The sequence below is a fragment of the Nocardioides sp. genome (assembly GCF_036274455.1).
In the GTDB taxonomy this organism is placed as follows: domain Bacteria; phylum Actinomycetota; class Actinomycetes; order Propionibacteriales; family Nocardioidaceae; genus Nocardioides.
Map to the genome: position 1 here is coordinate 25,705 of NZ_DASUFR010000174.1, position 13,067 is coordinate 38,771.

At 71.1% G+C, this 13,067-nt stretch carries 14 protein-coding genes; 8 read left to right on the forward strand and 6 right to left on the reverse strand.

What is annotated here, in order from left to right; genetic code table 11:
- Nucleotides 1–6 precede the first annotated feature (6 nt).
- A complete protein-coding gene (locus VFV89_RS17315; protein ID WP_329707208.1) occupies nucleotides 7–1,413 on the forward strand; it encodes a bifunctional dTDP-4-dehydrorhamnose 3,5-epimerase family protein/NAD(P)-dependent oxidoreductase in 1,407 nt (468 codons plus the stop codon).
- Between the two features lie 137 nt (nucleotides 1,414–1,550).
- Complete coding sequence (locus VFV89_RS17320; protein ID WP_329707209.1) at nucleotides 1,551–1,877, forward strand: hypothetical protein; 327 nt, start codon at nucleotides 1,551–1,553, stop codon at nucleotides 1,875–1,877.
- A 40-nt stretch (nucleotides 1,878–1,917) separates the two neighbouring features.
- Here VFV89_RS17320 and VFV89_RS17325 read toward each other — a convergent pair whose 3' ends face one another.
- The 4 genes from VFV89_RS17325 to VFV89_RS17340 form a co-directional block, all read right to left on the reverse strand.
- Nucleotides 1,918–2,202 (reverse strand): DUF2516 family protein, encoded by a 285-nt coding sequence (locus VFV89_RS17325; RefSeq protein WP_329707210.1) that lies wholly within the window; start codon nucleotides 2,200–2,202, stop codon nucleotides 1,918–1,920.
- A 94-nt stretch (nucleotides 2,203–2,296) separates the two neighbouring features.
- Nucleotides 2,297–2,851, reverse strand: a complete 555-nt coding sequence (locus VFV89_RS17330) for a hypothetical protein (RefSeq protein ID WP_329707211.1) — start codon at nucleotides 2,849–2,851, stop codon at nucleotides 2,297–2,299.
- Between the two features lie 5 nt (nucleotides 2,852–2,856).
- The gene (locus VFV89_RS17335; protein ID WP_329707212.1) at nucleotides 2,857–3,306 is read right to left on the reverse strand and encodes a helix-turn-helix transcriptional regulator; all 450 of its coding nucleotides are present in this window, start codon (nucleotides 3,304–3,306) and stop codon (nucleotides 2,857–2,859) included.
- 106 nt (nucleotides 3,307–3,412) lie between these two features.
- The gene (locus VFV89_RS17340; protein ID WP_329707213.1) at nucleotides 3,413–4,372 is read right to left on the reverse strand and encodes an asparaginase; all 960 of its coding nucleotides are present in this window, start codon (nucleotides 4,370–4,372) and stop codon (nucleotides 3,413–3,415) included.
- An 88-nt stretch (nucleotides 4,373–4,460) separates the two neighbouring features.
- Here VFV89_RS17340 and cysC point away from each other — a divergent pair, with 88 nt between their 5' ends.
- The 3 genes from cysC to VFV89_RS17355 are packed head-to-tail and all read left to right on the forward strand — an operon-like array spanning nucleotide 4,461 to nucleotide 7,236.
- Nucleotides 4,461–5,663: an adenylyl-sulfate kinase gene (gene cysC, locus VFV89_RS17345; protein ID WP_329707214.1), complete on the forward strand. Its 1,203-nt coding sequence runs from the start codon at nucleotides 4,461–4,463 to the stop codon at nucleotides 5,661–5,663.
- Nucleotides 5,660–6,190 carry a hypothetical protein gene (locus tag VFV89_RS17350; protein ID WP_329707215.1) on the forward strand — a complete coding sequence of 177 codons (531 nt, stop codon included), beginning with the start codon at nucleotides 5,660–5,662 and terminating at the stop codon, nucleotides 6,188–6,190. The genes cysC and VFV89_RS17350 overlap by 4 nt, the downstream gene beginning before the upstream one ends.
- A complete protein-coding gene (locus VFV89_RS17355) occupies nucleotides 6,190–7,236 on the forward strand; it encodes a sulfite exporter TauE/SafE family protein (RefSeq protein ID WP_329707216.1) in 1,047 nt (348 codons plus the stop codon). Before VFV89_RS17350 ends, VFV89_RS17355 begins: the two co-directional genes overlap by 1 nt.
- Here VFV89_RS17355 and VFV89_RS17360 read toward each other — a convergent pair.
- Nucleotides 7,212–8,525 (reverse strand): UDP-glucose/GDP-mannose dehydrogenase family protein, encoded by a 1,314-nt coding sequence (locus VFV89_RS17360; protein WP_329707217.1) that lies wholly within the window; start codon nucleotides 8,523–8,525, stop codon nucleotides 7,212–7,214. The genes VFV89_RS17355 and VFV89_RS17360 overlap by 25 nt on opposite strands.
- Before the next feature lie 191 nt (nucleotides 8,526–8,716).
- Between VFV89_RS17360 and cysD the strand changes: the two genes are divergently transcribed.
- Genes cysD through VFV89_RS17375 form a run of 3 tightly spaced genes read left to right on the forward strand, consistent with a single transcriptional unit; the run spans nucleotide 8,717 to nucleotide 12,781 of the window.
- Nucleotides 8,717–9,631, forward strand: coding sequence for a sulfate adenylyltransferase subunit CysD (cysD, locus tag VFV89_RS17365; protein ID WP_329707218.1), 915 nt, complete (start codon nucleotides 8,717–8,719; stop codon nucleotides 9,629–9,631).
- Nucleotides 9,631–10,947 carry a sulfate adenylyltransferase subunit CysN gene (gene cysN, locus VFV89_RS17370; protein ID WP_329707219.1) on the forward strand — a complete coding sequence of 439 codons (1,317 nt, stop codon included), beginning with the start codon at nucleotides 9,631–9,633 and terminating at the stop codon, nucleotides 10,945–10,947. The genes cysD and cysN overlap by 1 nt, the downstream gene beginning before the upstream one ends.
- A gap of 43 nt (nucleotides 10,948–10,990) precedes the next feature.
- Nucleotides 10,991–12,781: a M1 family metallopeptidase gene (locus VFV89_RS17375; RefSeq protein WP_329707220.1), complete on the forward strand. Its 1,791-nt coding sequence runs from the start codon at nucleotides 10,991–10,993 to the stop codon at nucleotides 12,779–12,781.
- A gap of 1 nt (nucleotide 12,782) precedes the next feature.
- On the opposite strand, the gene VFV89_RS17380 is transcribed toward VFV89_RS17375, so the two are convergent.
- Nucleotides 12,783–13,067: 3-keto-5-aminohexanoate cleavage protein (locus VFV89_RS17380; RefSeq protein WP_329707221.1), on the reverse strand; the 285-nt coding region annotated here is incomplete at its 5' end.

The window sequence follows — 13,067 nt, forward strand, 5'->3', positions numbered from 1 at the left end:
CGCGTGGTGACCGAGCTGTCCGTCGAGACCACACCTATCCCCGGCCTCCTCGTCGTCCGTCTCCCGCTGCACGAGGACAGCCGCGGCTGGTTCAAGGAGAACTGGCAGCGCGCCAAGATGACCGCGCTCGGGCTGCCGGACTTCGGCCCGGTGCAGCACAGCGTCGCCTACAACGCCAGGCGCGGCGTGACCCGCGGTGTGCACACCGAGCCGTGGGACAAGTTCATCAGCGTCGCGTGCGGCCGGATCTTCGGCGCCTGGGTCGACATGCGCGAGGGCGAGACGTTCGGGCAGCTCTTCACCATCGAGGCGGACCCCTCTGTCGCGGTGTTCGTGCCGCGCGGGGTCGGCAACGCCTACCAGGTGCTCGAGGACGGCACGACGTACTCCTACCTGGTCAACGACCACTGGCGGCCCGGGCTCACCTACCCGGCGCTCAACCTGGCCGATCCGACCGTCGCGATCCCGTGGCCGATCGCGCTTGCCGAGGCGGAGATCAGCGACAAGGACAAGAGCACCCCCATGCTCGCCGAGGTCACCCCGATGGCGCCGCGCAAGACGCTGATCGTCGGCCACAAGGGGCAGCTCGGCACGGCGCTCCAGGCAGACTTCCCGGGCGCGGACCTCGTGGACCTCGTCCCGGGCGAGCGCCCGAACGAACAGAGCCTCGACGTCACCGACCCGGCGCAGGTCGCAGCCTGGCCGTGGAACGACTACGCACTCGTGCTCAACGCGGCGGCCTACACCGCGGTCGACGCGGCCGAGACGCCCGAGGGGCGGCGTACGGCGTGGGCGGCCAACGCGGGCGCCCCCGCGACCCTGGCCCGGCTGGCCGCCGAGCACCGGTTCACGCTGGTGCACTACTCCAGCGAGTATGTCTTCGACGGCACGGTCGACCCACACACCGAGGACGAGCCGCTCTCGCCGCTGGGCGTCTACGCGCAGACCAAGGCGGCCGGCGACATCGCGGTGGCGACCGCGCCACGCCACTACGTCCTGCGCACGTCGTGGGTGATCGGTTCGGGCAAGAACTTCGTGCGCACCATGCAGCAGCTGGCAGCCAACGGCGTCAGCCCCACCGTCGTCGACGACCAGGTCGGCCGGCTCACGTTCACCGAGGAGCTCTCCCGGGCGACCCGGCACCTGCTCGACGTCGGCGCGCCGTTCGGCACCTACAACGTCAGCAACGGCGGCGAGCCGACCTCGTTCGCCGACGTGGCCGAGGCGGTCTTCGAGCTGTGCGGGCGCTCGCGCGACGACGTGACCCCGGTGAGCACCGAGGACTACTTCGCGGGCAAGGACCTCGCGCCGCGGCCGCTGCGCAGCGTGATGGACCTGTCCAAGCTGCGGGCGACCGGCTTCGAGCCGGAGGACGCGATGAGCGCCCTGCGCCGCTACCTCGCCGACGGCTGACCGCGGCGGGACCTCGGACCGTTCACGACGGGACCGGCGACTCTGACCGGACCGGGGCGACGCGGTGACTCTGGCAGTACCGACGCGCCCAAGGAGGAGTCATGGTCGCCGCTGCTGCCCTACTGTCAATCCTCGCGGTGGTTGTGATCGTCGCGGTTGCCGTCTCCCTGCGCTCGCTCGTCGAGGACGAGAAGCGCACCGAGTCACAGCTGCGCGATCCCCACACGCCCACCGTCACCTACGCCATCCCCAACGGCATCGACCCGGTCGTCTTCGCCGTCGCCCTGAAGAAGGCCGGCTACGTCAGCGTGGTCACAGACCTCGCCACGTCCCACGGCCTCCGCGTGCGATGTGACACCGGGGACCGGGAGCGGCTACGGCATGTCATCGAGGGTGTCGTCGTGAACCAGTACGACGGCTCCGCGCTGGCGCTGGACCACGTCGCCTTCGAGGACGAGCGCTGACCCTGCTGACGTCGGCCGGCAAGGTCGCCGGCCAGGCCGGTCAGCGCCGCGTCAGGTTGGCCAGTGCGGGCCGGACGTCGGCGAGGTAGACGAACGCCGCGATCGTGAACGCGATGGACAAGATCCCCAGCGGCGACTGGAAGATCAGCTGCACCGCCACGCCGAGCCCGAGGATGATGCACCAGGCCGGCTTGGTGAGCTTGTTGGCCGCGCTGTAGGACTCGCCCGAGAACAGCAGCGCGCTGCCGAAGGCGTAGATCTTGATCGCGAGCAGGACGAAGAAGACGACCAGCATGATCGTGCCCTCGACCTGGAAGACGTCCATGCCGCAAGCCTAGATGACCAGGCGAACGAGCGGACGAGCAGAAGGCCCCCGCGGAGATCGCGGGGGCCTTCGTGATCGAGCCGGGCTCAGAGGGTCACTCGGCGGTCTTGGCCGCAGCCTTCTTGGCCGGGGCCTTCTTCGCGGTGGCCTTCTTGGCCGGCGCCTTCTTGGCGGTGGCCGTCGTGCCGGTGGTCTTCTTGACCGGGCCCGGGTCGGCGACCGCAGCGGTCTCCTTGCGGACCCGCTTCACGACCTTCTCGCCGCGCTTGGCGAGCTTGTCGAAGGTGCCGGCCGCGGTGCCGACGTTCTCGGAGACGAACCGCTGCGCCTCGGTCTGCAGCTCGGCGACCCGCTTCTCGATGGCGGCCCGGCGAGCCTTGGCGTCCTTGGACAGCTCGTCGACGCGGGTGTTGACGGCGGTGGTGGCCTGGGTGCGGAGCACCTGCGGCTGGAACTCGAAGCCCTTGACGGACTTCTGCGCGTTGGCGAACGCCTTCTGGGCGTCCTTCTGGTAGCCCTCGAAGCGCTTCTGGGCCAGCTTCTGCGCCTCGGCGACGTACTCCTTGACAGTCTCGAACGCGAGGTCAGCGGCGCCGACACCGGCGTGCAGGCCCTTGGTGGCCTCGGCCTTGAGGTCGAACTTCGTCATCTGTGTCACTCCTTCTCGGTGGTGGTTGCTTCGGTGGGGGCGTCGGTCGTCCCCGAGTCCTCCGGCTCGCTCGCCGCGCCGTTGAGCGCGAGGAACGAGGCATAGACGTCGAGCAGCGACTGCTTCTGGCGCTCGGTCAGCCGGGTGTCGCCCAGGACCGCGAGCTCGACCGAGCCCCCGACCCCGTCGGCCGGGTTGAGGATCCCGGCCCGCACGTAGAGCGACTCCGCGGAGATCCGCATCGCCTTGGCGATCTGCTGGAGCACCTCGGCGGACGGCTTGCGCAGCCCCCGCTCGATCTGGCTCAGGTAGGGGTTCGACACCCCGGCCTGCTCGGCCAGCTGCCGCAGTGACAGCCGGGCGAGGAGCCGCTGCTCCTTGAGGTAGTCGCCGAGCGCTTCGGCGGTCTTGTTGACCTGCTCCCCGACGCGCTCTCCGACACTTCCCTTTGCCATGTCTCCATTATGCTAACTTTTGTTAGCAGGTGCAAGCAGCCGGGCTGTGGATCGGGTCACAGAAACCCTTGAGAACATGGGGAAATCGGCGTGACGGGCGTGCTAGCTAGAGCATCGCACGGATCTCGCCGACCGGCTCGCCGGCGCCCAGCACCGGGACTCGGCCGGTGTCGTCGAGGGCGGCCGCGTCCACCCCGGAGCCGGTCGGTACGCCGTCACGGCGCAGCGCCTCGGCCATCACCACCGGGCGGGCCCGCGCCCCCCCGTCGTCGATCTTGAGCGCGTACGCGCGGCCGTCCGGCAGCGCCACCGCGTAGCACGCCTCGGCGCCGGCCTTGCCGATCGCACCCGGGATGGCGGTGAGCAGCTTGAGCTCGTCGCGGGTGGTGCCGGAGACGTGTGCCGGGTGGGCGCGGATGGCATCGGCGATGCGGCGCTCGGGGCCGTCGGCGGCGACGGCCAGCGTGCGGAACGCGCGGGCCAGCCCCGTCAGCGAGGTGGACAGCAGCGGCGCGCCGCAGCCGTCGACGGCGGTCACGGCGACCTGCTCACCGGTCGCCTCGGCGAAGGTCCGGGCGATCCCCTGCTGGAGCGGGTGGTCGGGCGAGCGGTAGCTCGCCGTGTCCCACCCGTTGACGACGCAGGTGAGCAGCATCCCGGCGTGCTTGCCCGAGCAGTTCATCGCCAGCGAGCTCGGCTCGTCGCCGGCCCGGATCGCGGCGACCTTGGCCGCGTCGTCGAGCGGGTAGTCCTTCGGCGTCTGCAGCGCGTCGACCCCGAGCCCGCCGAGCTCGAGGATCCGGCGCACGCCGTCGAGGTGGAACGGCTCGCCGCTGTGCGACGCGCACACCAGCGCCAGCAGGTCGGGCGGGAGGTCGAGGCCGAGCCGGACCATCCCCAGCGCCTGCAGCGGCTTGTTGCACGAGCGGGGCAGCACCGGACCGGTCGTATCACCGACCGACCAGGCGGGGCTCCCGTCCGACGACAGCGCCACCACCGAGCCGCGGTGGTGTCCCTCGACGAAACCTGACCGGACGACCTCGGCGACGACCACGGGCGCTGGCACGGGGCAAGGCTAGATGACTGATTCCAAGGGCTTGCACGCTACGCGAGCCCTTGGAATCAGTCATCTAGGGGGTGAGACCATTCGGGTCGTGCCCAGCCCGCCCGTGCCGCAGCACTGCCCGACGCCGATCGAGCTCGACGACCTCGAGCTGCTGGCCAGCGGCGCGCTCGGCGAGCCGCGCGCCTTCAACCAGCCCGGCAGCCCGGTCACGCTCGAGCTCCCCGAGCCGGTCGCCACCGAGGCCCGGGTGGTCGGAGCGGTCGAGCTGGTGGACCCCGAGGGGCTGCCGCTGGCCCGGGTGTCCTGGCCAGCGGGCGTCGTCGACCCCATCACGCACGCGCAGCACGGGCCGTTCCGCGACCTGGTGCTCACCCCCGCCGCCTACCGGGAGCGGTACGCCGGCCGCACGGTCGTCCCGCTGGGCGACCCCATCACGACCTCCCAGCTCGGGGAGCTGTCCGGACTGGGCCCGGTCACCCTGCTCGCGTTCACCGGCACCGGCACGCCGTGGCTGTCGCCGGTCGGGCTGGTGCGCGCCACCCGCGCCGCGGCCGCTCTGCTGCCGGACGCGGTGGTGGTCGCCGTCCCGGTCCCCACGCACGGCGACCCCGAGGCCGACCACGCGATCGGGGTCCGCGTGGTGGAGGCGTTCGCGGCGGGCGATCCCGTCCACGGCCTCCGCGAGGGAGACAGCGACTACCCGCCCGAGGTCCAGCGGGTCGTCGACCACGACCGGCCACCGCCCGAGCGGCAGGGGCTGGTGGTGTTCTTCACCGGGCTGTCCGGCAGCGGGAAGTCGACCCTGGCCCGGGCCCTGGTGGACCTGCTGCTCGAGCAGGGCGTGCGGACCGTGACCAGCCTGGACGGCGACGTCGTCCGCCGGAACCTCTCGGCCGGGCTCACGTTCTCGCGCGAGGACCGGGAGACCAACATCCGGCGGATCGGCTGGGTGGCCGCCGAGATCTCGCGGCACGGCGGCGTCGCCGTGGTGAGCCCGATCGCGCCGTTCGACGCCACCCGGCAGCAGGTCCGGGCGATGGTCGAGGAGGCCGGGGGCGCGTTCTTCCTGGTCCACGTCGCCACGCCGCTCGAGGAGTGCGAGCGACGCGACCGCAAGGGGCTCTACGCCCGGGCGCGCGCCGGCGAGATCCCCGAGTTCACCGGCATCTCCTCGCCGTACGAGGAGCCCCAGGACGCGGACGTCCGCGTGGACACCACCGGGAGGACCGTCGAGGACGCGCTGGGAGACGTCCTGCGCGGGCTCCGGGAGGCCGGGTTCCTGACCCTGTGAAGGTCCTGTTCGTCTGCACCGCCAACATCTGCCGATCGCCGAGCGCGGAGCTGCTCGCCCGGGCCGCCGGACCCGGCGACGTGGAGTTCAGCAGCGCCGGGACCCACGCCCGGGACGGCGAGCCGATCAACCCCGACATGGTCGCGGAGCTGACCGCCGGCCCGGACGCATCCGCGTTCCGCAGCCGCCGGCTCACCCATGCCATCGTCGAGGAGGCGGACCTGATGCTGACGATGGAGGCCGGGCACCGGGCCTTCGTCATCGACGAGTGGCCGGCGGCCTTCGCCCGGGTCTTCACCCTCGGCCAGGCGGCCAGGGCGATCGCGAGCGCGCCGACGGGACTTGACCGTGTGGCGCTGCTGGACCACCTCGGGTCGAGCCGTGGCCACGCCGATCCTGCTCTCGACGTCCCTGACCCCTATCGTCGGGGTACTGAGGCCTGCGCAGGGTGCGTGCAAAGCCTCCGGGACCATCTGCGCGCCCTGCTGCCGGCCCTTCAGAGTGAGGGTCAGCAGAAGGAGCTGTGATGGGTGACCTGCTCACGGTGACCGCCCTGTCGATCGCCGTCGCCGGGCTCGTCGTGGGCTTCGTCGTCGGCCTGACCGGCATGGGCGGTGGTGCGCTGATGACGCCGGCGCTGATCTTCCTCGGCGTGGGCGGTGGCGAGGCGGCCACCGTGGTGACCGCTGACCTGACCGCGGCCGCGGTCTACAAGACCGGCGGCGCGCTCACCCACGCTCGCGAGGGCTCACCCAACCTCTCGCTCGCCAAGTGGCTGATCGTCGGCTCGGTGCCCATGGCGTTCATCGGGCCCTGGATCATCCATCGCATCGCCGCCGGAGACGAGGACAAGCTCGACACCCTGCTCAAGGAGATGATCGGGTTCGCGCTGCTGCTGGCAGCGGCGACGTACGCCCTGCGCCTCTACATCAACCTGCGCCGGATCCGTGGCGGCGCCGCGGAGGCCGACCCCAACCCGCCGATCCGGCCGCTGCTGACGCTGCTCGTCGGCGCCGTCGGCGGGCTGCTGGTCGGGATCACGAGCGTCGGCTCGGGATCGGTGATCATGGTCGCGCTGCTGATGCTCTACCCGGGGCTGTCCGCGGTGCGGCTGGTCGGCACCGACCTCGTCCAGGCCGTGCCACTGGTGCTCTCTGCGGCGGTCTCCAACATCCTGGTCAACCACGGCATCGACTGGAGCATCACGATCCCGCTGATCGTCGGATCGGTCCCGGGCACGATCATGGGCAGCGCGGTCGCCCCGCGGGTCCCGCAGTCGGTGATCCGGCGCGGCATCGTCGTCGTGCTGACCATGTCGGGGGTGGCGCTGCTCGACAAGTCGGGCTGGCCACCCCTGGGCAAGGACACGACGCACCCGGTCCTGATCGCGTTCATCGGCCTCGCGATGATCCTGCTGGTCCCGCTCGTGTGGGGGCTGCTGCGCCGCGGGCAGGGGCTGCCGATGTTCGGGGCGCCGACGGTCGCCGAGCTCGAGGGCGAATCTCCCCGGCCGCACCCGGACGAGGCGGTCGCTCCGGCGTCAGACGGTCACGGACGGCCCAGCGCCCGGTAGGTCCAGCCGGCAGCTCGCCAGGTCGCGGGGTCGAGGCAGTTGCGGCCGTCGATGATCCGGCCCACCGCCACCTGCTCCTTCAGGGCGACCGGGTCGAGGCCGACGTACTCCGGCCACTCGGTGAGCAGCAGCACCACCTCGGTGTCGCGTACGGCGTCCTCGACGGTGTCGGCATAGGACAGGTCCGGCCACTTCTTGCGGGCGTTGTCGATCGCCCGCGGGTCGGTGACCGTCACCTGGGCGCCCTGGAGCTGCATCTGGGCGGCCACCGACAGCGCCGGCGAGTCGCGGATGTCGTCGCTGTGCGGCTTGAACGCCGCGCCGAGCACCGCGATCCGGCGGCCGGCGATCGAGCCGCCGCAGACCTCGCGGGCCAGGTCGACCATCCGGACCCGGCGGCGCAGGTTGATGGAGTCGACCTCACGCAGGAAGGTCAGCGCCTGGTCGACGCCGAGCTCCCCGGCGCGGGCCATGAAGGCCCGGATGTCCTTGGGCAGGCACCCTCCCCCGAACCCGACGCCGGCGTTGAGGAACTTCCGGCCGATCCGCGCGTCGTAGCCGATCGCGTCGGCGAGCTGGGTGACGTCGGCGCCGGTGGCCTCGCAGAGCTCGGCCATCGCGTTGATGAAGGAGATCTTGGTGGCCAGGAAGGAGTTGGCCGCCACCTTGACCAGCTGGGCGGTGGCCAGGTCGGTCTCGACCTTCGGTACGCCGGCGGCCAGCGCGGCGGCGTACACCCCGTCCAGGACCCGGGCCGCCCGTGCGCCGCCGTCACCCTGCCGGATGCCGTAGACCAGCCGGTCGGGCCGCAGGGTGTCCTCGACCGCGTGGCCCTCGCGCAGGAACTCCGGGTTCCAGAGCAGCTCGGCGGCCGGCTCGCGCTCCTCGATCCGCTCCGCGATCACCTCCGCGGTGCCGACCGGCACCGTCGACTTGCCGACCACGACGTCACCTGGCTTCAGCAGGCCGACGATCGTCTCGGTGGCCGCGCGGACGTAGCTCATGTCCGCGGCGTTCTCGTTCTTCTTCTGCGGGGTGCCCACGCAGATGAAGTGCACCACTGCGTCCGCCGCCCGGCTCGCGTCGGTGGTGAACTCCAGCCGGCCGGTGGCCAGCGCCTCGCCGAGCAGCTGCTCCAGACCGGGCTCGTGGAAGGGCGGCCGGCCCGCGGCCAACGAGGCGACCTGCTCCTCGACGACGTCGACGCCGACCACCTCGTGGCCCAGCGAGGCCATGCAGGCGGCGTGGACGGCGCCGAGGTAGCCGCAGCCGAACACAGAGATCCGCACCCTCGGAGTCTAGGGACCGGGGGTTCCGGACGCTCATGGGCGCATGGACGCCGGTCTTCGTGAATTCTCGACTTACTCACCAGAGATTGGCCACGATTTCGACCCCCTCCGAGCGGCCCGATACCCTGATGGCTGCTCTCAGACCGCCCGGAGCGACGGGCACCACACTCGTAGAGGTACACCCCAACCACATGTCCTTGACCCATGCCGACTACCGGCTGAGCCAGCTCGACCAGCTCGAGGCGGAGTCCATCCACATCTTCCGCGAGGTCGCTGCCGAGTTCGAGAAGCCGGTGCTGATGTTCTCCGGCGGCAAGGACTCCATCGTCATGATGCGGCTGGCCGAGAAGGCGTTCTTCCCGGCCAAGATCCCCTTCCCGGTGCTCCAGGTCGACACCGGCTACGACTTCCCCGAGGTCCTCGCCACCCGCGACAACTGGGTCAACCGGCTCGGCGTGCGCCTCATCGTGGCCAGCGTCGAGGAGGCCATCGCCAATGGCATCGTCGTCGACGACGGCAAGACCTCCCGCAACCGGCTCCAGATCGGCACCCTGCTCAACGCCCTCGAGGAGCACGGCTTCACCGCGGCGTTCGGCGGTGGCCGGCGTGACGAGGAGAAGGCCCGCGCCAAGGAGCGCGTCTACTCCCACCGCGACGAGTTCGGCCAGTGGGACCCCAAGAACCAGCGCCCCGAGCTGTGGAGCCTCTACAACGGCCGGCTCCACGAGGGCGAGCACATGCGGATCTTCCCGATCTCGAACTGGACCGAGCTCGACATCTGGGACTACCTCGCCCGTGAGGGCGTCGAGATCCCGAGCATCTACTTCTCGCACCGGCGCCGCGTCTTCAAGCGCGACGGGATGTGGCTCTCGGAGTCGGAGCACAACCCGCTGCGCGAGGGCGAGACGGTCGAGGAGCGCACCGTCCGGTTCCGCACCGTCGGCGACCTGACGCTGACCGGGTGTGTCGACTCCGAGGCCGACACGATCGAGAAGATCATCGAGGAGATCGCGGTCGCCCGGGTCACCGAGCGCGGTGCGACCCGCGGCGACGACCGCTTCTCGGAGGCGGCCATGGAGGACCGGAAGAAGGAGGGCTACTTCTGATGGCCGACCTCGAGACCACGCACGACGACAGCGACGCTCCGGTCGAGGCGCTGGCCGGACGCCAGGCCGACCTGCTCCGCTTCGCGACGGCCGGCTCGGTCGACGACGGCAAGTCGACCCTCATCGGCCGTCTGCTGCTCGACTCGAAGTCGATCTTCGAGGACCAGCTCCAGGCCGTCGAGGCCACGTCGGTGTCCAGGGGCTATGACTACACCGACCTCGCGCTGCTCACCGACGGACTGCGCTCCGAGCGGGAGCAGGGCATCACGATCGACGTGGCCTACCGCTACTTCGCCACCCCGCACCGCAAGTTCATCATCGCCGACACCCCCGGCCACGTTCAGTACACGCGCAACATGGTCACCGGGGCCTCCACCGCCGACCTGGGGCTGGTGCTCGTCGACGCCCGCCAGGGGCTCACCGAGCAGTCCCGCCGGCACGCCGTGATCCTCTCGCTGCTCCGGGTCCCGCACCTCGTGCTGGCCGTGAACAAGATGGACCTCGTCGACTACGCCCAGGACGTCTACGAGAAGATCCACGCCGAGTTCACCCAGTTCGCGACCAAGCTCAACATCCCCGACCTCGAGGTCATCCCGATCTCGGCGCTGAAGGGCGACAACGTCGTCGAGCGCTCCGAGCACATGACGTGGTACAGCGGCCCGACGCTGATGCACCACCTCGAGCACGTCCACGTCGCCTCCGACCGCGACCTGGTCGACGTCCGGTTCCCGGTCCAGTACGTCGTCCGCCCCAAGTCCGACGAGCACCACGACTACCGCGGCTACGCCGGCCAGGTGGGCGGCGGCGTGCTGAAGCCCGGCGACGAGGTCGTCGTCCTCCCCTCGGGCATGACCTCGAGGATCGCCGGCATCGACCTGTTCGACGAGGAGGTCCCCGAGGCCTTCCCGCCGATGTCGGTGACCGTGCGCCTCGAGGACGACGTCGACGTCTCGCGCGGCGACATGATCGCCCGGGTCAACAACGCCCCGCAGCCGAGCCAGGACATCGACGCGATGATCTGCTGGATGACCACCCAGCCGCTGCGGCCGCGCCAGAAGCTCGCCATCAAGCACACGACACGCACGGCGCGGGCGCTGGTCAAGGACATCCAGTACCGCCTCGACGTCAACACGCTCCACCGCGACCAGGAGACCAAGGAGCTCGGCCTCAACGAGATCGGCCGGATCCAGCTGCGCACCACCCAGCCGCTGCTGTGCGACCCCTACAGCAAGAACCGCACCACCGGGTCGTTCATCCTGATCGACGAGGCCACCGGCGTCACCGTCGGCGCGGGGATGATCAACAGCGGCTCCTGACACCCGCTCGTCGCAGTAGTCGCCAGCACGTACGCTGCCGGGCGTGACGGGTCCCTGGCGCCGGGCCGCACCCTGGGTGGCCGGCTCACTGGCAGCCGGCGTGCTCGTGCTCGACCCGGCGTACGCCGCTCCCGGGGTGGCCGGCCCCCTCACCTCCGGCGACACGCTGTTCCCCAACCAGGGCAACGGCGGCTACGACGTCGGCCACTACGACCTCGACCTCGCCTGGGACCCGGGGCCGCCCGGCAGCGGCGGCACCATCGACGCCACTGCGACGATCTCCGCCGCCACGACCGGACAGCCGCTGTCCTCCTTCGGACTGGACCTCCAGGGACTGACGGTGTCGTCGGTTTCGGTGGACGGCGCCGTGGCTGCCTTCAGCCGCATCGACGAGCCGGACGGGACACTGCCGGGCCGGCACAAGCTGGTGGTCACGCCGTCCACGCCGGTCGACGGGACGTTCACCGTGGTCGTCGCGTACGGCGGCGAGCCGGACATCCGCCACGACACCGACGGCTCGGACGAGGGGTGGATCCCCACCGCCGACGGCGCGACGTTCATGAACCAGCCGATCGGGTCGATGACCGGCTTCCCCAACAACAACACGCCGGCCGACAAGGCGACGTACACCATCTCGGTCGACGTCCCCGCCGGGCTCGAGGTGGTCTCCAACGGCGAGCCCACCCTCCCCCTGCCCGACGGGTCGGGGACGCGCAGCGTGTGGCGTTGGACCGAGGCTCGGCCGATGGCCAGCGAGCTCGTCCTCGTCTCGATCGGGCAGTACGAGGTGAAGCAGTCCGACGTAGGCCTCTCAGGCGGCCGCACGGTGCCCGAGTGGTCCTTCATCGACTCGGCGATCTACGCCGCCGACCAGACCTCGATCGACGACCGGCGGGCCGAGCTGTCGTCGATCCTCACCGGCCTCGAGGCGCGGCTCGGCCCCTACCCGGGTCAGAGCACCGGGATCGTCGTGGACCAGACCTTCGTCGGCTACGCCCTCGAGACCCAGGACCGCCCGACCTTCCCGTCGGCCGGATCGGTGGGTGGCACGCTGGTGCACGAGCTCACGCACCAGTGGTACGGCGACGCGGTGTCCCCGACGGTGTGGAACGACCTCTGGATCAACGAGGGCATGGCGACCTGGGCACCTGTGGACCTCTCCGGCGCGTCGACCTACGACGAGTTCCACGGCGAGTGGGCGAGCACCTCCGCCGCCAGCTCGCGGTGGAAGGTGCCGCCGGCCGGGATCACCGACCCGGCGGATCTCTTCGGGTGGCAGTCCTACGACCGCGGCGCGATGACCTACGAGGCGCTCCGGACCCTGATCGGCGACCCGGCGTTCCGCACGCTCATCAAGCAGTGGCAGCTGCTCAACCACGGCGGCAGCCACGGTGCGGCCGACCTCCAGGCGCTGGCCGAGCAGATCTCGGGGCTCGACCTCGACGCCTTCTTCCAGGACTGGATCAGGGACCCGGACAAGCCGGCCTGGCCCACGCCCGGGCAGCCGCCCACCGACCCCCCACCCACGAACCCCCCGCCCCAGCCGCCCACCCAGCCTGCGGCCCTGACCATCGGTCCCGGGTGCCGCGTGCGGCTCGAGGGCGCCGCGCGCGTGAGGCACACGCTCACCGTGAAGGTCCGGGGTTGCCCGGCCGGGTCGACCTACGGCTACCGCTGGCTGGCCGGGGGCACCAGGATCACCGGCGCGACGAAGAGGACCTACCAGATCACTCGGGGGAAGATCGGCCAGCGGATCAGGGTCGAGGTGACCGTCCGGGCCTCGGGCTACTACAACGCCGTCCGCACCAGCAAGGCGACGCCGAAGGTCCGATGAGTCACTGCACGGTCAGGCCCAGGAGTGCCCGGGCCTCGGCGGTGGTCATCGCTGTGCGCTGGGCCAGCCGGCCGGCCTCGACCGCCCGGTCGACGAGCTGGCGGTTGGACTCGACCGGCACGCCCTTGCTCATCGTGAGCACGTCCTCCATGCCGACGCGGAGGTGCCCGCCCTGGGCGAGGGAGGCCAGCATCACCGGCAGGGTGGTGCGGCCGATGCCGGTGGCCGACCACGACGTGACCGCGTCGGGCAGGGCGGCCACGCCGGCCACCAGCGCCGCCGCCGT